This is a genomic window from Streptomyces sp. NPDC001770 (genome assembly GCF_053596135.1).
Genome location: NZ_JBSFFN010000011.1, coordinates 14391 through 36218 on the forward strand (window position 1 = coordinate 14391; position 21828 = coordinate 36218).

General features: G+C 72.9%; 22 protein-coding genes. 8 read left to right on the plus strand and 14 right to left on the minus strand.

The genetic code is table 11. The features are described from left to right. Nucleotides 1-112: 112 nt before the first annotated feature. Together ACWCSV_RS12265 and ACWCSV_RS12270 are read right to left on the minus strand one after the other, a co-directional pair. Nucleotides 113-1381, minus strand: a complete 1269-nt coding sequence (locus ACWCSV_RS12265; RefSeq protein WP_451141212.1) for a L,D-transpeptidase — start codon at nt 1379-1381, stop codon at nt 113-115. Between the two features lie 330 nt (nt 1382-1711). Next, nucleotides 1712-2155: a hypothetical protein gene (locus tag ACWCSV_RS12270; protein ID WP_451141214.1), complete on the minus strand. Its 444-nt coding sequence runs from the start codon at nt 2153-2155 to the stop codon at nt 1712-1714. A gap of 198 nt (nt 2156-2353) precedes the next feature. Here ACWCSV_RS12270 and ACWCSV_RS12275 point away from each other — a divergent pair, with 198 nt between their 5' ends. Beyond that, nucleotides 2354-2662 carry a hypothetical protein gene (locus tag ACWCSV_RS12275; protein WP_451141216.1) on the plus strand — a complete coding sequence of 103 codons (309 nt, stop codon included), beginning with the start codon at nt 2354-2356 and terminating at the stop codon, nt 2660-2662. Between the two features lie 62 nt (nt 2663-2724). On the opposite strand, the gene hutH is transcribed toward ACWCSV_RS12275, so the two are convergent. The 5 genes from hutH to ACWCSV_RS12300 all read right to left on the minus strand — a co-directional run bounded on the left by hutH (nt 2725) and on the right by ACWCSV_RS12300 (nt 8994). Then, complete coding sequence (gene hutH / locus ACWCSV_RS12280) at nt 2725-4269, minus strand: histidine ammonia-lyase (RefSeq protein WP_451141502.1); 1545 nt, start codon at nt 4267-4269, stop codon at nt 2725-2727. A gap of 203 nt (nt 4270-4472) precedes the next feature. Continuing rightward, entirely contained in the window at nt 4473-5627 is a 1155-nt protein-coding gene (locus ACWCSV_RS12285; protein WP_451141218.1) for a diguanylate cyclase domain-containing protein, read from the minus strand. A 131-nt stretch (nt 5628-5758) separates the two neighbouring features. Continuing rightward, the gene (locus ACWCSV_RS12290; protein WP_451141220.1) at nt 5759-6574 is read right to left on the minus strand and encodes an enoyl-CoA hydratase/isomerase family protein; all 816 of its coding nucleotides are present in this window, start codon (nt 6572-6574) and stop codon (nt 5759-5761) included. A 68-nt stretch (nt 6575-6642) separates the two neighbouring features. Further along, entirely contained in the window at nt 6643-7848 is a 1206-nt protein-coding gene (locus ACWCSV_RS12295) for an adenylate/guanylate cyclase domain-containing protein (RefSeq protein WP_451141222.1), read from the minus strand. A 273-nt stretch (nt 7849-8121) separates the two neighbouring features. Continuing rightward, nucleotides 8122-8994, minus strand: a complete 873-nt coding sequence (locus ACWCSV_RS12300) for a biotin--[acetyl-CoA-carboxylase] ligase (RefSeq protein WP_451141224.1) — start codon at nt 8992-8994, stop codon at nt 8122-8124. 171 nt (nt 8995-9165) lie between these two features. Here ACWCSV_RS12300 and ACWCSV_RS12305 point away from each other — a divergent pair, with 171 nt between their 5' ends. The 3 genes from ACWCSV_RS12305 (at nt 9166) to mmpB (ending at nt 11231) form a co-directional block, all read left to right on the plus strand. Beyond that, nucleotides 9166-10746 (plus strand): acyl-CoA carboxylase subunit beta, encoded by a 1581-nt coding sequence (locus ACWCSV_RS12305; RefSeq protein WP_451141226.1) that lies wholly within the window; start codon nt 9166-9168, stop codon nt 10744-10746. 40 nt (nt 10747-10786) lie between these two features. Further along, nucleotides 10787-10996, plus strand: coding sequence for an acyl-CoA carboxylase epsilon subunit (locus tag ACWCSV_RS12310; RefSeq protein ID WP_451141228.1), 210 nt, complete (start codon nt 10787-10789; stop codon nt 10994-10996). A gap of 106 nt (nt 10997-11102) precedes the next feature. Continuing rightward, nucleotides 11103-11231, plus strand: coding sequence for a morphogenic membrane protein MmpB (gene mmpB / locus ACWCSV_RS12315; protein ID WP_327177657.1), 129 nt, complete (start codon nt 11103-11105; stop codon nt 11229-11231). Nucleotides 11232-11246: 15 nt separating this feature from the next. Here the strand turns inward: mmpB and ACWCSV_RS12320 are convergent, their stop codons facing one another. The 4 genes from ACWCSV_RS12320 to ACWCSV_RS12335 form a co-directional block, all read right to left on the minus strand. Next, complete coding sequence (locus ACWCSV_RS12320; protein WP_451141230.1) at nt 11247-11780, minus strand: hypothetical protein; 534 nt, start codon at nt 11778-11780, stop codon at nt 11247-11249. 68 nt (nt 11781-11848) lie between these two features. Beyond that, nucleotides 11849-12766, minus strand: a complete 918-nt coding sequence (locus ACWCSV_RS12325; RefSeq protein WP_451141232.1) for a hypothetical protein — start codon at nt 12764-12766, stop codon at nt 11849-11851. Continuing rightward, entirely contained in the window at nt 12763-13668 is a 906-nt protein-coding gene (locus ACWCSV_RS12330) for an ABC transporter ATP-binding protein (protein WP_451141234.1), read from the minus strand. The genes ACWCSV_RS12325 and ACWCSV_RS12330 overlap by 4 nt, the downstream gene beginning before the upstream one ends. Then, nucleotides 13643-14056 carry a GntR family transcriptional regulator gene (locus tag ACWCSV_RS12335; RefSeq protein ID WP_451141236.1) on the minus strand — a complete coding sequence of 138 codons (414 nt, stop codon included), beginning with the start codon at nt 14054-14056 and terminating at the stop codon, nt 13643-13645. Before ACWCSV_RS12335 ends, ACWCSV_RS12330 begins: the two co-directional genes overlap by 26 nt. Nucleotides 14057-14247: 191 nt before the next feature. On the opposite strand from ACWCSV_RS12335, the gene ACWCSV_RS12340 reads away from it, so the two are divergent. Continuing rightward, nucleotides 14248-14859 carry a nucleoside triphosphate pyrophosphatase gene (locus ACWCSV_RS12340; RefSeq protein WP_451141238.1) on the plus strand — a complete coding sequence of 204 codons (612 nt, stop codon included), beginning with the start codon at nt 14248-14250 and terminating at the stop codon, nt 14857-14859. Here the strand turns inward: ACWCSV_RS12340 and ACWCSV_RS12345 are convergent. After that, nucleotides 14840-15355, minus strand: a complete 516-nt coding sequence (locus ACWCSV_RS12345) for a hypothetical protein (RefSeq protein ID WP_451141240.1) — start codon at nt 15353-15355, stop codon at nt 14840-14842. The two genes, ACWCSV_RS12340 and ACWCSV_RS12345, sit on opposite strands and share 20 nt — an antisense overlap. 367 nt (nt 15356-15722) lie before the next feature. Here ACWCSV_RS12345 and ACWCSV_RS12350 point away from each other — a divergent pair, with 367 nt between their 5' ends. From ACWCSV_RS12350 to ACWCSV_RS12360, 3 genes are all read left to right on the plus strand, one after another. After that, nucleotides 15723-17477 carry an acetyl/propionyl/methylcrotonyl-CoA carboxylase subunit alpha gene (locus ACWCSV_RS12350; RefSeq protein WP_451141242.1) on the plus strand — a complete coding sequence of 585 codons (1755 nt, stop codon included), beginning with the start codon at nt 15723-15725 and terminating at the stop codon, nt 17475-17477. 292 nt (nt 17478-17769) lie between these two features. Beyond that, nucleotides 17770-18339 (plus strand): TetR/AcrR family transcriptional regulator, encoded by a 570-nt coding sequence (locus ACWCSV_RS12355; RefSeq protein ID WP_451141504.1) that lies wholly within the window; start codon nt 17770-17772, stop codon nt 18337-18339. An 11-nt stretch (nt 18340-18350) separates the two neighbouring features. Next, nucleotides 18351-18854, plus strand: a complete 504-nt coding sequence (locus ACWCSV_RS12360) for a hypothetical protein (RefSeq protein WP_451141244.1) — start codon at nt 18351-18353, stop codon at nt 18852-18854. 68 nt (nt 18855-18922) lie between these two features. Here ACWCSV_RS12360 and ACWCSV_RS12365 read toward each other — a convergent pair whose 3' ends face one another. Next, a complete protein-coding gene (locus ACWCSV_RS12365) occupies nt 18923-19870 on the minus strand; it encodes a DeoR/GlpR family DNA-binding transcription regulator (RefSeq protein ID WP_451141246.1) in 948 nt (315 codons plus the stop codon). A gap of 285 nt (nt 19871-20155) precedes the next feature. After that, on the minus strand, nt 20156-21595 hold the full coding sequence (locus ACWCSV_RS12370; RefSeq protein WP_451141248.1) for an NAD(P)H-quinone dehydrogenase: 1440 nt from the start codon (nt 21593-21595) through the stop codon (nt 20156-20158). Nucleotides 21596-21828 lie beyond the last annotated feature (233 nt).

Consider the following 21828-nt stretch of genomic DNA (forward strand, 5'->3'; position numbering starts at 1 on the left):
CGTCAGGAACCCCATCAGGAACCCCCGCCGACGCCCGAGGGCGGTGGCACCGGCGGTCCGTGCGGACCGGGGTGCCACCGCCCTCGGGTGGGGGAAAGCGGGGTGCCGGGGATCAGGCCGCCGAGTCGGCGGTCCACTCCGCCCAGCTCATGTTCCAGCCGTTGAGACCGTTGTCGGGGGCGATGGTCTTGTCCGGGGAGTTCTTCACGATGACGACGTCGCCGACGATCGAGTGGTTGTAGAACCACGCGGCGGGCTGGTCGGCGTCGCCGGCGCCCTTGACGTCCTGAAGGCCGACGCAGCCGTGGCTGGTGTTGGCCGAGCCGAAGATGCTGGAGCTGCCCCAGTAGTTGCCGTGCACGAAGGTGCCGGAGCTGGAGAGGCGCATGGCGTGCGGGACGTCCTTGATGTCGTACTCGCCCTTGCCGTCGTCGTCGGTGAAGCCGACGGTGGCGCCGTCCATCCGGGTCTCCTTGTACTTCTCGGAGATCACCATCTGACCGTTGTACGTGGGGTTGTCGGGCGAACCGGCGGAGATCGGGATCGTCTTGATCGTCTTCCCGTCCTGGGTGACGGTCATGGTGTGCGCCTTGGCGTCGACGGTGGAGACCTGGTTGCGGCCCACCTTGAAGGTCACCGTCTTCTGCTGCACGCCGTAGACGCCGTCCGCGCCCTCCACGCCGTCCAGCGCGAGCTTCAGCGTGACGGTGGAGCCGCTCGTCCAGTAGTCCTCGGGGCGGAGGTCGAGGCGCTGCGAGTTGAACCAGTGGCCTTCGACTTCCTGGCCGGTGCTCGACGTGACCGTGATGCCGGCCTGGACGGCCGACTTGTCGGTGATCGCCTTGTTGAAGTTGATCGAGACCGGCATGCCGACGCCGACGGTGGAACCGTCCTCGGGGGTGAAGTTCCCGATGAAGCTGTTGTCGGGCGAGACGGTCGTGAAGGAACCGTTCTCGTGCGCCTCGCGGCCCTTGGAGTCCTTCGCCGTGGCGATGACCTTGTACGTGGTCGAGCGCTCCAGCTGGGCGGCGGGCTTCCAGCTCTTCCCGTCCGCGGCGAGCGTGCCCTCCACGGTGTCGCCGGCGGCGGTCGTCATGGTGACGGTGGTCAGCGTCCCCTTGGCGACGGTGACCTTGGCCGCGTTGTTGATGCTGGCGTTGGTGGAGCCGTTCTTCGGTTCGATCGATATCTGGGCTTCGGACACGTCCTGGGCCGCTGCCTCGTCGACCGCGGTCTGGGACTTCTGAGAACTGCCGGCACCCGTGGGACTCGAGTCGTCGCCGCCGCTGCACGCCGAGAGCACCAGCACGCCGCCGAGCAGGGCGGACGCGGCCATGAGGCCCTTGCGCCGCTTGCTGTCCGTGATCACACGCTTCTCCATCGTTGCCAAATCCCCAAAATCCCCGTAACGGCGCCGCCAGATGCGGATCCCCGTCAATGTTCCAGAACCCCGGTCGGTGGCGATCCGTTCCACATCCGTGCGGGATGTGGGGAACACCACTCATCGACGCGTCCCCGGCGGCCTTGGTTCCCGCCTCCGCGTGTCCGGCCCGGTGCGGTTCCGGTCCGGGCCGTCGCACGGCCCGGAATCGGCGTCCTCACTGGTCGGACCGGTCGTCGCGGACGGCTGCCCGCGTGGTCGCCCCTTCCATTCTCCTCGGCTGCCGGGATTCCCGGCCCCGGTGCGGAGCCGGGGCCGGGCCGGTACCGGCTATTCCCTGCCGCTCTCCTCGTCGTCCTCGTCGTAGTACTCGTAGGCGTCCGCGTCGTCGTCGCCGTCGTCCGCGTCGTGCTCGACGGCCTCGCTGCTCCAGGAGGCCTGTGCGAGCTCGATCCCGGGTACGGCGCCGACCAGGTCGAACGGGTCGATCAGCGAGGCGAGCGCCTCTGCGGCGTCTGCCCGGACCAGGGACTCGGCATGCCTGCGCTCCTGGTCCGCCCCGTCGTCGTCGGGGTCGGGGAGGGCATCCTCGTACTCGGCGGCGACCGCTTCCAGGGCGGTGCCGGTGAGGGCTTCCAGGTCGGTGACCTCCACCACCAGCTCCACCTGGAGGCGGACGAAGGCGGGCTGCGGAACGTCCTCGGCGCCCGGCTCCCGCGCGTCCCGGGCCAGGCCCCGCGCCATGTTCTGTGAAGTGCTCTCGGAAGTGCTCATAGGCCGGAGCGTAGGGCTCCGCTTCCCGCGCCGCTCCAGCGACCCGCTGCGGGCGGGTCCCGTTCGCGGGGAGCTCCGTTCGCGGGAGCGGTACGTCCCCGGGGCCGGACGCGCCGGGGCCGCTCGGCGCGCCTTGATGAAGGTCGTACCATCGGCCCACGGGGGTCAACTCAAGGTCGTCGTCAGGGGATCGAATCTGTGACCATCACTCGTCGCACACTGCTGACCGTCTCCGCCGCGGGCATCGTGCTGGGCGCGCTCTGCTTCGTACCGTCGGCGAAGACCTCGGTCGACACGCATGCGGACACCGCGTCGGCGAGAACCGCGGCCACCGTCCCGGTGGAGCGGACGGACGAGTCGTACGGCTCGTCGAGCCGGGAGTTCGCCCAGGCGGGCACCGGCTCCGGTACGGGCACCACGCCGTATCTGATCGGCGGCACGGTCCTGCTGGGCCTCGGCGCCGGGTACGTGGCGCGCTCGGACCGCCGGTCCTCCTCACCCGCGTGACGTGACGGCGGCCGCCCGGCCCGCCCGTCCTCCGGTTCCGGAGGGCGGGCGGGCCGGGTGCGTCAGTCCAGCGGTCCGGTGACCCGCTCCACGGCCCGGACCAGCCCGCCGCCGCGGACGAACGCGTCGGCGGCGGCCAGGTCGGGGGCGAGGAAACGGTCCGGTCCCGGCCCCTCGGCGCCCGCCTCGCGCAGCGCCTCCACGGCGGCGCGGGAGGCGAGGGCGGGGAACAGCCCTCCGGCGGCACGGAGTTCGACGGCGCGCGCCGCCGCGTACAGCTCGACCGCGACGATCCGGGAGAGGTCGTCCACGGCGGTACGGAGCTTGCGCGCGGCCGACCAGCCCATCGAGACGTGGTCCTCCTGCATCGCGGAGGACGGGATCGAGTCGGCGGACGCGGGCACGGCCAGCCGCTTCATCTCGCTGACCAGGGCCGCCTGGGTGTACTGAGCGATCATCAGACCGGAGTCCACCCCGGCGTCGTCGGCGAGGAACGGCGGCAGCCCGTGCGAGCGGTTCTTGTCCAGCAGCCGGTCGGTGCGCCGCTCGCAGATGGAGCCGAGGTCGGCGGCGACGATCGCCAGGAAGTCGAGTACGTACGCCACCGGGGCGCCGTGGAAGTTGCCGTTGGACTCCACACGCCCGTCCGGCAGCACCACCGGGTTGTCGACGGCGGAGGCCAGCTCCCGGTCCGCGACCGTGGCGGCGTACGCGAGGGTGTCCCGGCCCGCGCCGTTGACCTGGGGCGCGCAGCGTACGGAGTAGGCGTCCTGGACCCGGGGCGCGTCGTCCTGGTGGTGGCCGGTGAGGCCGGAACCCTCCAGCACCCGCAGCATGTTGGCGGCGCTCACGCCCTGCCCGGGGTGCGGGCGGATGGCGTGCAGCTCGGGGGCGAGGACCTTCTCGGTGCCGAGCAGCGCCTCCAGCGAGAGCGCGGCGGTGATGTCGGCGCTGGTGTAGAGGGCGCGCAGGTCGGCGAGGGCCATCACCAGCATGCCGAGCATGCCGTCGGTGCCGTTGAGGAGGGCGAGGCCCTCCTTCTCGCGGAGTTCCACCGGGGTGATGCCGTGCTCGGCGAGGAGTTCGGCGGCGGGGCGCACGGTGCCGTCCGGCCCCTCGGCCTCCCCCTCGCCCATCAGCGCGAGGGCACAGTGCGAGAGCGGGGCGAGGTCGCCGGAGCAGCCGAGCGAGCCGAACTCGTGGACGACGGGCGTGATCCCGGCGTTGAGGAGGTCGGCCATGGTCTGCGCGACCTCGGGGCGTACGCCGGTGTGGCCGGAGGCGACCGTCTTGAGCCGGAGGAACATCAGCGCGCGCACCACCTCGCGCTCCACGTGCGGGCCCATGCCGGCGGCGTGCGAGCGGACGATGTTGCGCTGGAGGCGCCCGCGCAGCTCGGGGCTGATGTGGCGGGTCGCGAGGGCGCCGAAACCGGTGGAGACGCCGTAGACGGGTTCGGGGCGCGCGGCGAGCGCGTCGACGGTCCTGCGGGCGGCGGCGAGGGCGTCCAGGGCCTCCGGGGACAGGACCACGCGCGCGCCCTCGCGGGCCACGGCCAGGACGTCCTCGGCGGTGGTTCCGGAGGTTCCCACCACGACAGTGTGCATATCCATATTCAGGACCCTACGCACTGAAACTGGCCATGTCACCAGTGCTCGGCGGGTTGACCCCTTACCGGCCGTCGGCCCCCGCGGCGCTCACCGCCCCAGGACCTCCGCGACCCTCGCCCCCCGCAGCCCCGCGGCCCTCACAGCCCCCGCGGCCCTCACAGCCCCTGCGGCCCTCACGGCCCTCACGGCCCTCACGGCCCTCACGGCAGGTTCCCCCGCAGCCTCCGCCGGTCGTGGGCCGGAGTGGGAGGCGAGTCGGCGAGCCGCATCACCTCGCCGTCCCGCCCGGCCACCACCGGGCCCACCGCGCGGTCGGCCTTCGCGCGGTACTGCGCGGCGTCGGCGAGCCGGAAGAGCCGGCGGGCGGAGTGGACCGGCCCGATCGGGTCGCCGGTCGAGGCGACCCCGCAGGCCACCCCGTCGCCCAGCTCCAGGGCTGCGGCGCGCTCGCACAGTTCTCCGGCGACCCGGATCACCTCGTCCGCCCCCGGGCCCACGGAGATCAGGCAGAACTCGTCGCCGCCGAGCCGGGCGGCGAGGGCGTCCGACAGCATGGCCCCGCACCGCGAGAGCACCGAGCCGAAACGTTCCAGCAGACGGTCGCCGACGGCGTGCCCATGGGTGTCGTTGACCGATTTGAGGCCGTTCAGGTCGCAGACCACCAGGCTGACCACGACGTCCTCGGCCCGGTGCCGCTCCACCGCCTCGTCCAGCCGGATGTCCACGGCCCTGCGGTTGGCGAGGCCGGTCAGCGGGTCGGTGAAGGCGAGCTTGCGCACCTCCTCCAGCCGCTCGGTCTGCGCGATGCCCGCCGCGACCACGGCCGCGAGCACCGTCGCGAAGTCGGCGTCGTCCCGGTCGAAGACGGGCGCCCCGGCCGGGCGGGCCACGTACAGCTCGCCCCAGGCACGGCCGTGCAGCACGATCGGCGCGACGACGCAGCAGCCCCGGCCGCGCCGCTGGAGCGCGGCGACCCGCTGGTGGCAGAACGGGCGGGCGCCCCGGGCCGGTGTGGTGCCGCCGGGGTGCCCCTCCGCGGTCTCCACCCAGGCGTCGGGTTCGCCACCGCCCGCCCAGCGCTCGTGCAGGAACTCGGTGATCTCCGGGAAACGGTGGACGGGGTACGCCTCCTCCTCGGGGAACTCCTCCTCCCCCTCGGCCCGCTCACCCGCGTTCACCAGGACGCGGAGCCTGCCCCGGTCGCGCTCCCACACGGAGAGCGCGGCGAAGGAGCCGCCCAGCGCCTCGCAGGCGCCCAGGGCCGCGGCCCGCCACGACTCCTTCGCGGTGTAGGCCGCCGCCATGGTCTGCGCCAGCGACACCACCGCCCGGAGTCGCACATCGTCACCATCCATCACACCAGCTTATGTACGTATGAGCCGGTGTGATCACCCGACGGATCCGGGCCGGGCCGGTGACTCCCCGATGCCGCACCGGCACCGCTGTCACACTGCGTCATCCCCCGGAACGGAGGGACCGGGTCGGGTCACCCCAGCCCCGGCCACCGGGGCGTGCGCTTCTCGTTGAAGGCGGCCACGCCCTCCGCCCGGTCGCCGGAGAAGGCCACCGACCGCCAGGCCGCGTCCTCCACCTCGAGCCCCGTCCGCAGGTCGAGCCCGTGGCCGAGCCGCAGCGCGCGCTTCGCCGCCCGCAGCCCGACCGGGGAGTTGGCGGCCATCCGGCCGGCCAGCGCCAGCGCCGCGTCCCGGTCCGTACCCTCCGCCACCAGCTCGTCCACCAGCCCCAGGGCGTGGGCCTCCGCCGCCTCCAGCCGGCGCGCGGTGAAGATCAGCTCGGCCGCCCGGGCCGCGCCGACCCGGCGGGGCAGCAGCTGGGTGCCGCCGCCGCCCGGGATCACCCCGACCGACACCTCGGGCAGCCCCACCACCGCGGTGCGGTCGGCCACGATCACGTCGCAGGAGAGCGCCAGCTCGAAGCCGCCGCCGAGCGCGTAGCCGTGCACGGCGGCCACGGCCGGCATCGGCAGCTCCAGCACCCCGGTGTACGCGGCGCGCGAGACCGGCCGCTGCCGCCCCAGCTCGGCGTCGCTGAGGGAGTTGCGCTCCTTGAGGTCCGCGCCCACACAGAAGGCGCGCGGGCTGCTGGAGGAGACGACGGTGACGCGTACGTCCGGGTCCGCACCGAGCGCCTCGCAGGCGGCGGCGACGGACCGGGCCATCTCCGAGGAGACCGCGTTCATGGCCTTCGGGCGGTCGAGCACCAGCTCCGCGACGTACCCGGACTCCGTGGGGCGCCGTACGACGACGAACTCCCCGAACCGCTGCTCGGACGTGACGCTCATGGGTTCCATCCCTCCGGTGGTGGTGGCGTTCCGGGGGGAGCTTAGGGCCGGGGCGGACCGGAGTGGTCTCAGCGACCGCCCTCGCGCGGGGTACGCCTGGTCAGCATCCACGGCTCGACCACGCCGAGCCCGCGTACCGGCCGCTGCCACATGGGCTGGAGCTGGAAACGGTAGGCGGGCAGCGGCGGCTCGTCGGTGAGCTTCCGGCCCTCCTTCTCGGCGATCCGGGCCCGCTCGGCCGCGGCGAGGACCTCCTCGGCGGCCCTGGCCTCGGACTCCGGGGAGTCGCCGGTACGGATCAGCTCCTCGGCGAACGCCCCGTCCACCAGGACGGCGTCCTTCGCCGCTATCGAGGTGAGCCGGCTGGCCAGGTTGACGGTGGTGCCGAAGACATCGCCCATCCGGGTGGTGACGGTGCCGAAGGCGATGCCCACGCGCAGCTCCGGCATGGTCGTGTCGGCGGACATCGCCTCGATGAGCCGGAGCGCGATCTCGGCGGCCGTACCCGCGTCGTCCGCGGCGAAGAGCACCTCGTCGCCGAGGGTCTTCACCAGCCGGCCGCCGTGCGCGGCCACCAGGTCGGCGGCGGTCGTCTCGAAGGCCTCGACGAGTTCGCCGAGCTCCTCCTCCTCCAGCCGCCGGGTGAGCCGGGTGAACCCGACCAGGTCGGCGAAGCCCACCGCGAGCCGCCGGTCGACCATCTCCTCGTCGTCCTGCGCCTGCACGACCCGCCCGGTGGAGGCGGCCAGCTGGCGCCGCCACACGTAGACGAGGAACTCCTGGAGCTCCGGCAGCAGCAGTTCGACCAGGGGGTACGTGACCTCGGTGCGAGTCATCCCGGGCTCCGGCGGCTCGGTGAGGCCCTCCAGGAAGGAGTCGATCTGCCATTCGGCGAGGCGGGCGGTGGTCTGGCCGGTGGAGCGGGCCACCTGGATGGCCATCGGCTCGCTGAGCAGTCCGGCCTCCACGAGACCGGCGAGGCGGCGCAGTGCCAGTACGTCGGCCTCGGTGAGCGCCTTGGCCTGGCCGATGTCGGCGAAGCCCATGGCGCGCCAGAACCGCGAGGCCAGGTCCATGGAGACGCCGGCGGTGCGGGCCGCCTGGAAGGGGGTGTACTGGCGCTCGGCGCCGAGGATCAGCTGTTCCAGCCGGATCGCCAGCGGGTCGTCGGTCGGTTCGGCCGTGTGATCGACCTCGTGATGGGGCGTGGCATGGACCGAGGGGTCCGACGGCGGCCTCGCGCCCGCGTCCGAACCCGTGTCGCCGACGGTCACTGCCCGCCTCCTGCCCGTTCCCTGCGCACTGCCCTGCCGATCTGTGATCTGTCGCTGGATCGCCTCAACGATACGGCAGGTGTGCCCTGGCTCACGTCCCCGATGGCCCGGTACGGGTGCGTCGGACGTGACAACTCACGCTTTCGCACTCCGGCGCGCGCCGCGTTCACCCCTCCGGGGGGCGCGTATTCACTCTCCGTACGCCCCCATCCGTACATCCACGCGACCCACACACATGCACGCGACTCCGCTCGCACCGTCAGACGTCCGCCGTCAGACGAGCCCGCCCGCCGCGCCGCGCAGGTGCACGATGTCGCCGGCCGACACCGGCTGCTGGAGCCCGTCGCCGGTGGAGAGGATGAGGCGGCCGTCGCCGTCGACCGCGACGGCCTGCCCGACCACCGAGCGGTCGCCCGGCAGCTCGGCCCGCACGGTGCGGTCGAGCGTGGCGCAGCCGGCCGCGTACGCCGCCTGGAGGCCGCTGCGGGCCGCGTCGCCGCCCGCCGCGCGCCACTCGCCGTACCACTGCTCCAGCGAGCGCAGGACGGCCCGCAGCAGGGTCTCGCGGTCGAGCGAGACGGCCTTGGCGAGGGCGAGGGAGCCGGCGGTGGGGGCGGGGAGTTCGTCGGCGCGGAGCGAGACGTTGATGCCGAGGCCGACGACGACGCCGTCCCCGGCGCGTTCGGCGAGGATGCCGCCGGTCTTGCGTTCCACGCCGTCGATGGTCACCAGCAGGTCGTTCGGCCACTTCAGCGCCATGTCCACCCCCGCGGCGCGGGCCAGACCGGTCACGGCGGCCACCCCGGTGAGCAGCGGCAGCCAGCCCCAGCGCGCCGCGGGTACGTCGGTGGGCGCGAGGTGGACGGAGAGGAAGAGCCCGGAGCGCGGCGGGGCGGTCCAGACCCGGTCGAGCCGGCCGCGTCCGGCGTTCTGCACCTCGGCGACGAGCACCGCGCCCTCGGCGGGCGGATTCCCCGAGGCGACCCGGGCGGCGAGGTCGGTGTTGGTGGAGCCGGTCTCCTCGACCACGTCGAGCGAGCTCCACAGCCCGCCCGGCCGCAGGAGTCCGCGGCGGAGCGCGGCGGTGTTCAGGGGCGGCCGGTCCAGGTCCGACCAGCGGTTCGAAGGCGCATCCGGAGGTGTCATGCAAGTAACCCTAGGTGTGGCAAAGGACGCACTGCCGATCCGTGGGGCCGCCGATACGCTACGGGGCAGTAGCTGTACAGGAACGAGGGCTTCCCCGCGGGTGCGTGCCGGGCCCGTCCCCGGGACCGAGCCCCCGTCATGTCCCGTCACCAGGCAGGGAGCCGCCACCCGATGTCCGAGCCGCAGACCGACATCCACACCACCGCGGGCAAGATCGCGGACCTGCAGCGCCGTATCGGCGAAGCCACGCACGCGGGTTCCGAGCGCGCGGTCGAGAAGCAGCACGCGAAGGGCAAGCTCACCGCGCGGGAGCGGGTGGACCTGCTGCTGGACGAGGGTTCCTTCGTGGAGCTGGACGAGTTCGCCCGCCACCGGTCCACCAACTTCGGGATCGAGAAGAACCGCCCCTACGGGGACGGGGTCGTGACCGGGTACGGCACGGTCGACGGCCGTCCGGTGTGCGTGTACTCGCAGGACTTCACGATCTTCGGCGGCTCGCTGGGCGAGGTGTACGGCGAGAAGATCGTGAAGGTCATGGACTTCGCGCTGAAGACCGGCTGCCCGGTCATCGGCATCAACGACGGCGGCGGCGCCCGCATCCAGGAAGGGGTGGCGGCGCTCGGGCTGTTCGCCGAGATCTTCCGGCGCAACGTGCACGCCTCCGGTGTGGTGCCGCAGATCTCGCTGATCGTCGGCCCGTGCGCGGGCGGCGCGGTGTACTCCCCCGCGATCACCGACTTCACGGTGATGGTCGACCGGACCTCGCACATGTTCATCACCGGACCCGACGTCATCAAGACCGTCACCGGCGAGGACGTGGGCTTCGAGGAGCTGGGCGGAGCCCGTACCCACAACACCACCTCCGGTGTGGCGCACCACCTCGCGGGCGACGAGAAGGACGCCATCGAGTACGTCAAGTCCCTGCTGTCGTACCTCCCTTCGAACAACCTCTCCGAGCCGCCGGCCTTCCCGGAGGAGGCGGACCTGGGGACGACCGACGAGGACCGCGAGCTCGACACGCTGATCCCGGACTCGGCGAACCAGCCGTACGACATGCACACCGCCATCGAGCACGTGCTGGACGACGCCGAATTCCTGGAGACCCAGGCGCTGTTCGCGCCGAACATCATCACCGGCTTCGGCCGTGTGGAGGGCCGGCCGGTGGGCGTGGTCGCCAACCAGCCGATGCAGTTCGCCGGTTGCCTGGACATCGACGCCAGCGAGAAGGCCGCGCGCTTCGTCCGTACCTGCGACGCGTTCAACGTGCCGGTGCTGACCTTCGTCGACGTGCCCGGCTTCCTGCCGGGCGTGGACCAGGAGTACGGCGGCATCATCCGCCGCGGCGCCAAGCTGATCTACGCCTACGCGGAGGCGACCGTCCCGCTGATCACGGTCATCACCCGCAAGGCCTTCGGCGGGGCGTACGACGTCATGGGCTCCAAGCACCTGGGCGCCGACGTCAACCTCGCCTGGCCGACCGCCCAGATCGCCGTCATGGGCGCGCAGGGCGCGGTGAACATCCTGCACCGCCGCACCATCGCCGCCGCCGAGGACCCGGAGGCGACCCGCGCGCAGCTGATGGCGGAGTACGAGGACGCGCTGCTCAATCCGTACGTCGCGGCCGAACGCGGTTACGTGGACGCGGTGATCATGCCCTCGGACACCCGCAAGCACGTCGTGAAGGCGCTCCGGCAGCTGCGCACCAAGCGCGAGTCGCTGCCGCCGAAGAAGCACGGCAACATCCCGCTGTAGCAGGCGCGCACGCCATCCGCCGCAAGGAAGGAGCCCGACCATGATCAAGGTCGTACGGGGCAACCCGACCCCCGAGGAACTCGCCGCCGCACTCGCGGTGGTCCGGGCGCGCGCCGCTTCGGCGGCGGCGGTGCCGGACGCCGGGGCCCCGGTGTCGCACGCACCGTGGTCCGACCCGGCGCGGATCGCCCGCACCGCCCGGCCGGCGCCGGGGCCGGGGGCCTGGGCGCGCACGTACTGGCCCGCCTGAGCGGCCGGGCGGGGTCCGGTCGCCGAGGGTGACCGGACCCCGGCAAACGGGTGGTTGAGTACCCGTACTCAGGCAGGACGGCGGCGGGCGGAGCAGGATCGGACGCATGCTCTGGTCCGACCCCGACGACCGCCCGCCGAAGGAACTGCGCGACGCCCAGGAGATGCTGCGGCGCGCGGGGTTCCTGCTCGCGCTGGCCATGGTGGTCGGGATGTTCGTGATCGGTCTGCGCTGAGCCGCCGGACCGTGCTCAGAGCGTGACGGCCCACAGGACGGTCTCGCCCGCGGCCACGGCGCCCACGGCGATCCAGGTCAGCACCCGGGCCCAGCGCGGGAAGCGGTGCCGGCCGGGGTCGGGAGCGGTCCGGTTGTGCCACATCCACCAGAGCGTCCCGGCGCGCACGGCGAGCGACACGACGCTCAGGGTGATGTGGATGGCGCGGTTGTCGGTGGCCCCGATCCCGAGGGCGAGGAGCAGGTTCGGCAGCAGGAGCCAGGCGACGGCGGTCCACCTCCGGGTCCGGCTCCACCACGGCGAGAGGCAGAGGGCCAAGCCGGCGCCGAAGGTCAGCAGGAAGACGGGGAGCGTCGCGACGGCGGCGGTCCCGTCGCCCGACGGGAGCCGGCTGAGGACGCTCACCAGGCTGCCCGCCGCCAGACCCCACACGATCAGCACCGGGCTGCTCCACCAGGGGGCCTCCCCGTCCGTCCGGTACCCCGCCACGGCATCCGGGGCGCCCGGTTCGGCCTGGACGTGCTGATGGTCGGCGGCATGGGCCTTCATGGCGACTGCTTTCGGGACGGGAGCTCGGATGTGGGAGGTGCCGGGGGGCGGCGCACGGCCGCCGGTGGTCAGTACTGGGCGGTGCGGCGGCGCAGTACGCGGAGTGCGGCGGCGGTGAGCAGGGCCGCGGCGGCGAGCACCAGCACGGTGGACGCGATCTGGTACCCCCAGTAGTCGCCGGGCTTCAGGGCGTTCATGAGGAAGCTGTCCTGCGGGAGGGCGTCGTAGAACTGGAGGCCGAACACGCCGCCCTGGTGGAAGCCGTCGACCTGGGAGAACAGCGGGAAGTCGACCAGCAGCACCGCCCGGGAGCGGACGAGTACCGCGGCGACCAGCCAGGTGAGGACGGGTGCCGCGACGAGCGCGGGCAGGGTGCGGCGCAGGAGCGTGCCGGCCAGCGCGCCGGCCGCGACTCCGAGGAGGACGTGGGCGACGGTCACCGGGCCGATCGTGTAGTACGCGTTCTGCCGCTCGGCGCCGTAGGTGAGCAGGCCGAGGCGGAAGCCGTGCACGGCGCTGATCCGGTACAGCGCCACCGGGGGGATGGTCACCGCCGCGAGGACCGCCGCGAGGACCGCCCAGCGGACGGTGAACCACCGCCGGGGCGTGACCGACTGGGTCAGCGCGAGGACGACCCGGCGGGACTCCCACTCCCGCGCGGTCAGCACGGCGGTGACGATCGCGGCGAGCAGGGCGGGCTGGAAGGCGAGGGACGCGCCGTCGTTCACGAGCTGCGCGGTCACCTGGTGGGCGTCGTGCGCGTAGCGCCCGAAGTGGTACTGCTGGCCGCCGACATGGGCGCGCAGGGCTATCGCGTCGGCCCAACTGCCGTAGTGGTACAGGATCGTGGCGCAGATGCGGGCGCCCAGCAGTACGAGGACGAGCGCGACCCACCGGTACTGCCGTACGGCGATGAGCACGAGCGGCAGGCGGCGTCCGGGCGCGGGGCGGGTGGGCCGGGCGGTCGGGGCGGTGGTGGCGCTCATGCGGCATTTTCCTTGCTGAGGGCGGTCGGGGCGGCAGCGTGGCCGGGGGCGGCGGGGGTGAGGTGGGCGAGGACCAGCTCCTCCAGCGAGGGGGTCCGCGCGTCCCACTCGGCGGGCAACGGCCCGGCGGGGCGGATGAGCGCGCTGGTGCCGCGTCCGGCCGGGCGGGCCTCGACGACGGTGTGGCCGCCGAGGCGGTCGGGGCCGCCGGGCACGGCCACCACCGCGTGGGACGCGGTCAGTTCGTCGATGTCGCCGCAGAGCCGGACCGCGCCCCGGTCGAGCAGGAGCAGGTGGTCGCAGACATCGGCCAGCTCGGAGATGATGTGCGAGGACATCACCACGGTGGTGCCGGTGTCGGCGACGTGCGCCATGAGAAGCCCCATCACCTCCTGCCGCGCCAGCACGTCGAGGTCGGCCATCGGCTCGTCCAGCAGCAGCAGATCGGCGCGCTTGCCGAGGGCCAGGGCCAGGGCCAGACGGGTGCGCTGGCCGCCGGAGAGGGTCCCGACCCGGTCGTCACCCAACGGCTCCGCGACCCGTCCGGCCAACTCCGCGTCCCAGCTCGACTCGTTGGTCACCGCGCCCAGATGCAGCATCTGACCGACCGTGAACCGGGGGAACAGGGGACGGTGTTGCGCCAGGTAGGCGACCCGGGGGTGTCCGGCTCCCGGATGTCCGCCCAGGACTTCGAGCGTTCCCGACGCGGGCCGTCGCATACCGGCCGCCAGCTCCAACAGGGTTGATTTCCCCGCACCGTTGGGACCCACCAGGGCGGACACGACCCCCGCGGGGACCTCGAAGGTGCAGCCGTCGAGGACGTCGCGCCCCTTGCGTCCGAATCTCTGGGTGACCCCGTGGGCGGCGAGCGCTGCGTCAGGGCTGCTGGTGGGGAGGGGCATCGGATTCCTTCGGAGGGTAGAGATCGTCCAGCACGTCGGTGAACAGAGCGGCGAGGTCGTCGCGTTCGGCGCCTTCGGCGGCGGCCCGGGCCGCCACGTCCGCGAGCGCCGCCCGCCACGGGGAGTCGGCCGAGGACGCGCCGAGGGTGCCGGTGACGAAAGTTCCGTGCCGGCGCCGGGTCTCGACCAGCCCCTGGGACTCCAGCTCGCGGTAGGCCTTGAGCACGGTGTTGGGGTTGAGGGCGGTCGCCTCCACCACCGCCCGCGCGGTGGGCAGCCGGTCTCCCGGCTTCAGCAGACCCAGCCGGAGCGCCTGCTGGACCTGCTGAATGATCTGGACGTAGTTCGGCACGCCGCTGCGCCGGTCGATCCGGAAGGCGAACCCCATGGCGTCACCTCCCGTATGACCAATGAACTAGTTCAATGATGCATTGAATGGTCCGGGCACGTCAAGGCGCCTCTTCGACGGCCGAACGACGGAAGTGCCCACGTACGCACGGAAGTACGGCCCGGCGTCCCGTCGCCCGCCGCACGGAGGGGTCCCCGGCGCCACGGGCGGCACCTGCCCCGGGACCTACGATGGCCCGCATGACTGCTCAGCGCCGGCTCGTGCTCGCCTCCGCCTCCCCCGCCCGTCTCGGCCTGCTGCGGCAGGCGGGCTTCGCCCCCGAGAAGATCGTCAGCGGGGTGGACGAGGACGCGCTCTCCGCCCCGACCCCCGGCGAACTGGCGCTCGTGCTGGCGCGGGCGAAGGCCGACGCGGTGGCGGCACTCCCGGAGACGGCCGGGGCCCTGGTCGTGGGGTGCGACTCGGTGCTGGACCTGGACGGGGAGGCGCTGGGCAAGCCCGCCGACGCCGAGGAGGCCACGGCCCGCTGGCGGGCGATGCGGGGGCGCGCGGGGGTGCTGCGGACCGGCCACAGCGTGATCGACAGGGCGAGCGGCCGTACGGCGTCCGCGACCGCGTCCACCGTCGTCCGCTTCGGCGAGCCCACCGACGCCGAGATCGCCGCCTACGTGGCCACGGGCGAACCGCTCCACGTCGCGGGGGCGTTCACCCTGGACGGCCTCTCGGGCCCGTTCATCGACTCCATCGAGGGCGACCACTCCAACGTGATCGGACTCTCGCTGCCGCTGCTGCGCCGGCTCCTCGGCGAACTGGGCGTCTCCGTCACGGAATTGTGGGACTGATCACAGGGGGCGCCGGGGGGCCCGCCACAGGGGCCCGGCCCTCGGGACCGCCGGAGCCGTCAGCACCTCCGGAGCCTTCGGCGCCGCCCTCGGTGCCGCGCGTCCGGCGCCCGGGGCCGTACCCGATCAGCGTGCCGACGAGCAGCGCCAGCGCGACCATCAGGCAGCCGAAGGCGTACCAGCCGACCAGGCCCACCGCCAGGGCTCCGAGCACCCCGTGCGCGACGGCGGTGAGGATCAGGGCGAACCGGCCCACCCGGCCCGGGGAGCGGTCGCGTATCGCGGCGGTCAGCGCGACGAGCGCGACGACCACCAGCAGGGCCGCCGAGACGCCGCCCGTCACCCAGGCGCCGGTACTCATGGCCCCGGGCTCCAGCCCGGCCAGCGACATGTTCTGGTTCTCCGCCACGGTGGCGAGGACGGTGTTGACGATCGCCACCCCCGCGGCCTCGGCGAGGAGCACGAGCGCGGTCACGACGGCCACCGGTCTGCGCATCACGGCGCCACCCCCTGTTACCCATAGTTACGTCCGACACCGCGGACCTTACTAATCGGTAATCATCTGGACAAGGGCGTGCGCACGGTCGGCCGCGGTTCCGCCGTACGGCAAGGAATTCTTCATTCATTCGTGGGGACCCGACAAAGAAAAGCCACCGGTCGTTGCGCCTACGGACAGAGACCTGGACCACACCTCGTGGCTACTGTGCGGTTAAGGATCGCGGCGTACCGTGGTCCGACAAGGGATTTTGCGACTCCGGAGGCCTCGAAATCACGCTCCGTGTGGGCAAGCTCACCACTGGGGACGGGTCGTACGGCCGTGTTGGTAGTCCCTAAACTCAGCTTGTTCCTAGGAGGGAGTCATCGTGCGCAAGGTGCTCATCGCCAACCGTGGCGAAATCGCTGTCCGCGTCGCTCGGGCCTGCCGGGACGCCGGGATCGCCAGCGTCGCCGTCTACGCCGATCCGGACCGGGACGCTCTGCACGTCCGCGCGGCCGACGAGGCGTTCGCGCTGGGCGGTGACACCCCGGCGACCAGCTACCTGGACATCGCCAAGGTGCTGCGCGCCGCCGCCGACTCGGGCGCGGACGCGATCCACCCGGGGTACGGATTCCTGTCCGAGAACGCGGAGTTCGCGCAGGCGGTGCTGGACGCCGGGCTGACCTGGATCGGCCCGCCGCCGCACGCGATCCGCGACCTCGGCGACAAGGTCGCCGCCCGGCACATCGCGCAGCGCGCCGGTGCCCCGCTCGTCGCCGGTACCCCGGACCCGGTCTCCGGCTCCGACGAGGTCGTGGCGTTCGCGCGGGAGCACGGTCTGCCCATCGCCATCAAGGCCGCCTTCGGCGGTGGCGGACGCGGCCTGAAGGTCGCCCGCACCCTCGAAGAGGTCCCGGAGCTGTACGACTCCGCCGTCCGCGAGGCCGTCGCCGCGTTCGGCCGGGGCGAGTGCTTCGTCGAGCGCTACCTCGACAGGCCGCGCCACGTCGAGACCCAGTGCCTGGCGGACCAGCACGGCAACGTCGTCGTCGTCTCCACCCGCGACTGCTCGCTCCAGCGCCGCCACCAGAAGCTGGTCGAGGAGGCCCCGGCCCCCTTCCTCACCGAGGAGCAGAACGCCCAGCTGTACGCCGCGTCGAAGGCGATCCTGAAGGAGGCCGGCTACGTCGGCGCCGGCACGGTCGAGTTCCTCGTCGGCACGGACGGCACGATCTCCTTCCTGGAGGTCAATACCCGCCTCCAGGTGGAGCACCCGGTCACCGAGGAGGTCACCGGCCTCGACCTGGTCCGCGAGATGTTCCGGATCGCCGACGGCGAGGAGCTGGGGTACGGCGACCCGGCCGTACGCGGTCACTCCTTCGAGTTCCGTATCAACGGCGAGGACCCGGGCCGGGGCTTCCTGCCCGCCCCGGGCACCGTCACCACCTTCAACGCCCCGACCGGCCCCGGTGTCCGGCTCGACGCGGGTGTCGAGTCCGGCAGCGTCATCGGCCCCGCCTGGGACTCGCTCCTGGCGAAGCTGATCGTCACCGGCGCCACCCGTGAGCAGGCGCTCCAGCGCGCCGCCCGCGCGCTCGGCGAGTTCACCGTCGAGGGCATGGCCACCGCCATCCCGTTCCACCGCGCGGTCGTGGTGGACCCGGCGTTCACCTCGGACCCGTTCCGCATCCACACCCGCTGGATCGAGACCGAGTTCGTCAACGAGATCAAGCCCTTCACCACGCCCGCCGACGCGGCGGACGAGGACGAGGGCAACCGGGAGATCGTCGTCGTCGAGGTCGGCGGCCGGCGTCTGGAGGTCTCGCTCCCCTCGTCGCTGGGCATGAGCCTGGCGCGTACGGGCCTGGCGGCCGGTGCGAAGCCGAAGCGACGCGCGGCGAAGAAGGCCGGCTCCGCGGCCTCGGGCGACACCCTCGCCTCCCCCATGCAGGGCACCATCGTCAAGGTGGCCGTCGAAGAGGGCCAGGAGGTCAAGGAGGGCGATCTTGTCGTCGTCCTGGAGGCCATGAAGATGGAGCAGCCGCTCAACGCGCACCGCTCCGGCACGATCAAGGGCCTCTCGGCCCAGGTCGGCAGCTCGCTCTCGTCCGGCGCCGCGATCTGCGAGATCAAGGACTGACCTGCGGGACCGCCCTCCGCACGAGCCGGCTCCCACAGGGGCCCCGCCCGGCCCGTACGCCCACCGCGTACGGACCGGGCGGGGTCTTTTCCGTACCCCGGCCCGCGCCCGGAGGCCCCGGATACGGTCCGGGGGCGGGTCCGCCGGGGGGCGGTGGCATCCTGGACCCGAGGAGACCCGGGAGGATGACCCCACCATGGCCAGCGTGACGCCGCCGAGCACGGCACCGACTCCGGACCCGGACGGGCCCGGTTCGCCCGTGCCCGCCCCCGCGCCCGCGCCCGGGCGGCCGATGCGCGCCGACGCCCGCCGCAACCACGACCGGCTGGTCGGCGAGGCCCGTACCCTCTTCGCCGAACAGGGCACCGACGCCTCGCTGGAGGACCTCGCCCGGCGCGCGGGCGTCGGGATCGGCACGCTCTACCGGCACTTCCCCACCCGGCCCGCGCTGATGAACGCGGTCTTCCAGGACGCCCTGGCGGACCTGCTCGACCACTCGTACGCCCTGGCACGGGCCGAACGGCCGTGCCACGCCCTGGTGGAGTGGCTCGGCGCGATCGTCCGGCACGCGGGCGAGTACCGGGGTCTGGCCCGCGCGCTGCTCTCCGCCTCGCGGGACGACACCTCGGCCCTGGCCCCCTGTCACGTACCGCTGCGCGAGGCGGGGGCCCGGCTGCTGGCACGGGCGCAGGAGAGCGGGGCCGTGCGGGCGGACGTGTCGATCGACGACCTGATGCAGCTGACCAACGCCATAGCGCTGGCCGCCGAGCAGAACCCGGAGGACCCGGGGCTGGCCGACCGGCTGCTCCTGCTGACGCTCCAGGGGCTCAAGAGCAGAGCGGACACGGCGCCGGGGGCCTGAGGGCCGGTACCGTGCCACCGCTCGACGTCACCCTGCCCGGTGGCGGCCGGCCCGTCCTCCCGTTCACGTCCGCTTTCACCAGTGATCCGGTGGACGCCTCCACGCGGGACACGGTCGAGTTCGACACGTCCCTCATGGTCGAACTCGACGACGCGTTGCGCGAGTACGCCGGGACGTACGGCCTCGAACCGGCGGCGGACGGGCGCGTCCGGATCGGGTACGTCCACGTGACGGTCCGGTTCGAGTCCTTGCTGCACCCCGGCTACGCGTCGGTGGAGTGCTGGGCGGCCCCGTCGGGGATGAGCCGCCTGTTCGCGCGGTCCGCCAACGTCAGGAAGGTGTTCACCGGCCTCGCCGCCGCCTCCGGCGGAGTGTGCTGCCCGTTCGACACCGGCGCCGGCGGTCCGGAGCAGGTGTGCCGGCTCAACGGTGAGGCCACCCAGGAGATGGTCTTCGGCCCCCGCTCCCCGGACCGGGAGGCGCTGGTGGCGACGTGGCCCGGCCCCGGCCGGTGAGGCCCGTGTCCGGCCCGCCCCCGCGCCGCGCGCCGGGGCGTCGGCGGAACGCCCGGCACCCCGCCTCCTCAGCGCCGCCGCAGGTCCGCGACGCGGGCGCGCTCCGGGGGGCCGCCGGGGTCGGCGAGCACCGCGGCGCCGCGCAGTTGCTGGCCCAGGCCGCCGTTCTGGGTGCGGCGCTGGCCCGGCAGCGGCATGTCGCGCCGGGGTCTGCCGTTCGGCAGGGCGCTCTCCACGCCGGTGGGGCCGGAGTCGGTGTCCCCGCCCGCGAGGGTGATCTCCACGCCCTGGTCCGCCAGGGCCTGGATCTCGGCGGCGGCCCGCTCGTCGTGCAGCGGCGGTTCGTCGGTGACCAGCCGGGTGACCAGCTCCGTGGGCACCGTCTGGAACATGGTGTCGGCGCCCAGCTTGGTGTGGTCGGCGAGTACGACCACCTCGGCGGCGGCCTGTACGAGGGCCCGGTCGACGCTGGCCGAGAGCATGTTGGACGTGGAGAGTCCGCGCTCGGCCGTCAGCCCGCTCCCGGAGAGGAAGGCCCGGGAGACCCGCAGCCCCTGGAGGGACTGCTCGGCCCCGCTGCCCACCAGGGCGTAGTTGCTCCCGCGCAGGGTGCCGCCGGTCATCACGACCTCCACGCGGTTGGCGTGGGCCAAGGCCTGGGCGACCAGCAGGGAGTTGGTGACGACGGTGAGGCCGGGCACCCGCGCGAGCCGGCGGGCCAGCTCCTGCGTGGTCGTACCGGCGCCGACGACGATGGCCTCGCCCTCACCGACCAGTGCGGCCGCCGCATCGGCGATGGCCGTCTTCTCCGCGGACGAGAGATGGGATTTCTGCGGAAAGCCGGACTCCCGCGTAAAACCGCCCGGCAAGACCGCACCGCCGTGCCGGCGGTCGAGGAGTCCTTCTGCCTCCAGTGCCCGCACGTCCCGCCGTACGGTCACTTCGGAGGTCTGGACGACGCGGGCGAGCTCACGGAGCGATACCGCCCCGTTGGCACGCACCATTTCGAGGATCATTTGACGACGTTCTGCAGCGAACACAGAACTGACAGTAACCTGACCCGCGTGCGTTTTCAGCGCATTGGGCCGAATTGCAGAAGTTGGCAACGAAGTGGGTCACCAAGTGATATACGCGAACCCGATGTTGTCAGACTTGCCCGCGGAGTCGCCGTCCATCGCCACCGGATTGGCTGGAACGTGCACACAACTGGTCGGGGAGCGGTCAGATGCGATCCGCTCATTTCCCAACAGGCCCCGCCACAACGGCGGTTGCCGTCGCGCGGGGCCGATTGCCCGGGGTGACTAGACCTCGCCGTCGAGCTTCCGGGTGTGCAGCTGGCGCGCGACCTCGGCGATCGAACCCGACAGGGACGGGTAGACGGTGAACGCGTTCGCGATCTGTTCCACCGTCAAGTTGTTGTCGACCGCGACCGAAATCGGATGAATCAGCTCGCTGGCGCGCGGCGCGACGACGCAGCCGCCGACCACGATGCCGGTGCCGGGACGGCAGAAGATCTTGACGAAGCCGTCGCGGATGCCGAGCATCTTGGCGCGCGGGTTGCGCAGCAGCGGGAGCTTGACGACCCGGGCCTCGATCTTGCCGGCGTCCACGTCGGCCTGGGTGTAGCCGACGGTGGCGATCTCCGGGTCGGTGAAGACGTTGGAGGAGACGGTCTTGAGGTTCAGCGGGGCCACCGCGTCGCCGAGGAAGTGGTACATCGCGATCCGGCCCTGCATCGCGGCGACCGAGGCCAGCGCGAAGACGCCCGTGACGTCACCGGCGGCGTAGACGCCGGGGGCGCTGGTGCGGGAGACCTTGTCGGTCTTGATGTGGCCGGACTCCTTGAGGTGGACGCCCGCTTCCTCCAGGCCCATGCCCTCGGTGTTCGGGATCGCGCCGACCGCCATCAGGCAGTGCGTGCCGGAGATGACCCGGCCGTCCGCGAGGGTGACCTCGACCCGGTCGCCGACGCGCTTGGCGGCCTGGGCGCGGGAGCGGGCCATGACGTTCATGCCGCGGCGGCGGAACACGTCCTCCAGCACGGCGGCCGCGTCAGGGTCCTCGCCCGGCAGCACCCGGTCGCGGGAGGAGACGAGGGTGACCCGGGAGCCCAGTGCCTGGTAGGCGCCGGCGAACTCGGCGCCGGTGACGCCGGAGCCGACCACGATGAGTTCCTCGGGGAGCTCGTCGAGGTCGTAGACCTGGGTCCAGTTCAGGATGCGCTCGCCGTCGGGCTGCGCGTCCGGGATCTCGCGGGGGTGGCCGCCGGTGGCGATCAGCACCGCGTCGGCGGTGAGGCGCTCCTCGCTGCCGTCGGCGGCGGTCACCACGACCTGGCGGGAGCCGTCGGCGGCCTGGAGGCCGTCGAGGCGGCCGCGGCCGCGCATCACCCGGGCGCCGGCCCGGGTGACGGAGGCGGTGATGTCGTGGGACTGGGCGAGCGCGAGGCGCTTGACACGGCGGTTGACCTTGCCGAGGTCGACCCCGACCACCCGGGCGGCCTGCTCCAGGGCCGGGGTGTCGTCGGCGACGATGATGCCCAGCTCCTCGTAGGAGGAGTCGAAGGTCGTCATGACCTCGGCGGTGGCGATCAGGGTCTTGGAGGGGACACAGTCGGTGAGCACCGATGCCCCACCGAGGCCGTCGCAGTCGACGACGGTGACGTCCGCCCCGAGCTGGGTGCCGACCAGTGCCGCCTCGTAGCCGCCGGGGCCGCCGCCGATGATCACGATCCTGGTCACGAAATGTCCGCCTCGCGTGGTGTCATCCCGCGGCCGTCTGCCGTCCCGGCCGGGGTCCGGGGGATCGCCCCGGGGGAATGCAGTACGTACTCCATTGTCCCGCACGCGCCAAAGTGCTTCGCCCCGGGGCCCTCCATCCGGGCGCCGGGGCCGTCCTCGCAGGTGGGGCCCTTCGTTCGGATCATGCCGGGCCCGCGCGCCCGGAGGCCACCGGGCGGCCGCGGGAGGTTCGC

What these genes read in the sequence shown, in the direction of transcription:
- ACWCSV_RS12365 (WP_451141246.1), bottom strand. Translation starts at nt 19,870, where the DNA reads ATGATCCTCGAAATGGTGCGTGCCAACGGGGCGGTATCGCTCCGTGAG.
- ACWCSV_RS12310 (WP_451141228.1), top strand. Translation starts at nt 10,787, where the DNA reads ATGATCAAGGTCGTACGGGGCAACCCGACCCCCGAGGAACTCGCCGCC.
- mmpB (WP_327177657.1), top strand. Translation starts at nt 11,103, where the DNA reads ATGCTCTGGTCCGACCCCGACGACCGCCCGCCGAAGGAACTGCGCGAC.
- ACWCSV_RS12340 (WP_451141238.1), top strand. Translation starts at nt 14,248, where the DNA reads ATGGCCCGCATGACTGCTCAGCGCCGGCTCGTGCTCGCCTCCGCCTCC.
- ACWCSV_RS12355 (WP_451141504.1), top strand. Translation starts at nt 17,770, where the DNA reads ATGCGCGCCGACGCCCGCCGCAACCACGACCGGCTGGTCGGCGAGGCC.
- ACWCSV_RS12325 (WP_451141232.1), bottom strand. Translation starts at nt 12,766, where the DNA reads ATGAGCGCCACCACCGCCCCGACCGCCCGGCCCACCCGCCCCGCGCCC.
- ACWCSV_RS12320 (WP_451141230.1), bottom strand. Translation starts at nt 11,780, where the DNA reads ATGAAGGCCCATGCCGCCGACCATCAGCACGTCCAGGCCGAACCGGGC.
- ACWCSV_RS12335 (WP_451141236.1), bottom strand. Translation starts at nt 14,056, where the DNA reads ATGGGGTTCGCCTTCCGGATCGACCGGCGCAGCGGCGTGCCGAACTAC.
- ACWCSV_RS12290 (WP_451141220.1), bottom strand. Translation starts at nt 6,574, where the DNA reads ATGAGCGTCACGTCCGAGCAGCGGTTCGGGGAGTTCGTCGTCGTACGG.
- ACWCSV_RS12270 (WP_451141214.1), bottom strand. Translation starts at nt 2,155, where the DNA reads ATGAGCACTTCCGAGAGCACTTCACAGAACATGGCGCGGGGCCTGGCC.
- ACWCSV_RS12330 (WP_451141234.1), bottom strand. Translation starts at nt 13,668, where the DNA reads ATGCCCCTCCCCACCAGCAGCCCTGACGCAGCGCTCGCCGCCCACGGG.
- hutH (WP_451141502.1), bottom strand. Translation starts at nt 4,269, where the DNA reads ATGCACACTGTCGTGGTGGGAACCTCCGGAACCACCGCCGAGGACGTC.
- ACWCSV_RS12305 (WP_451141226.1), top strand. Translation starts at nt 9,166, where the DNA reads ATGTCCGAGCCGCAGACCGACATCCACACCACCGCGGGCAAGATCGCG.
- ACWCSV_RS12265 (WP_451141212.1), bottom strand. Translation starts at nt 1,381, where the DNA reads ATGGAGAAGCGTGTGATCACGGACAGCAAGCGGCGCAAGGGCCTCATG.
- ACWCSV_RS12285 (WP_451141218.1), bottom strand. Translation starts at nt 5,627, where the DNA reads ATGGATGGTGACGATGTGCGACTCCGGGCGGTGGTGTCGCTGGCGCAG.
- ACWCSV_RS12300 (WP_451141224.1), bottom strand. Translation starts at nt 8,994, where the DNA reads ATGACACCTCCGGATGCGCCTTCGAACCGCTGGTCGGACCTGGACCGG.
- ACWCSV_RS12345 (WP_451141240.1), bottom strand. Translation starts at nt 15,355, where the DNA reads ATGCGCAGACCGGTGGCCGTCGTGACCGCGCTCGTGCTCCTCGCCGAG.